The sequence below is a fragment of the Kocuria sp. CPCC 205235 genome (genome assembly GCF_040980905.1).
Lineage (GTDB): Bacteria > Actinomycetota > Actinomycetes > Actinomycetales > Micrococcaceae > Kocuria > Kocuria carniphila.
The window spans coordinates 1-563 of the sequence record NZ_JAVKPR010000094.1 but is presented as its reverse complement, the minus strand read 5'-3'; the positions used below and the strand labels follow the sequence as shown (position 1 = coordinate 563).

The following is a 563-nucleotide window of genomic DNA, read 5'->3' as shown; positions in this document are numbered from 1 at the left end:
CATCTGATAACGCGCAGAACTGTTGAAGATTTCATCCTCCTCTAAACTGTAGCCCTCATCAGCCAGTCTGTTGCAATAGAAGATGCAGGTTTCCCAAGCATTCAATATCCTGCTGCGGTTCTCACTCGCCTTGCCGCCCGTAATGAGCGAGGCGCCATCGGCAGTACGCACCATAAATTCCAGGTCCCTACCCTTCGGACGCTTCCTGTAACCCTGCGCCCAATCGTTGTACATATAGATTTCAGCATTCAGCGCCAGCTTAGCCAGCAGGAAGTTGACCACAGGCTGCGTGATGCGCCCATAATGAGAGCCTTCCTCCAAACTGGACGTCTGAGGAAGATAAGGCAACACCTGCTGCAATTCGCTGAAGATGAAATGGAAGATTTCGCTCCGTTCGCTCTGAGCCGACAGCTTTTCATCGGTAACCGAAGAGCCAGAAGCCGGTTCATAGATGAGTGATTCTGCCGAAGACAGGAGTACCGGAATCCTGCCATACAAATCCATCGCCTCATAATACATCATGGCTCTGATGGCACGCACCTCAGCCTTGAACTGCGCCTTCT

At 51.7% G+C, this 563-nt stretch carries 1 protein-coding gene; it reads right to left on the bottom strand.

Annotated features, from left to right (window positions below):
* Positions 1 to 563 (bottom strand): hypothetical protein (locus tag RF638_RS16135; protein WP_368842475.1); only part of this gene is annotated, 563 nt, incomplete at both ends.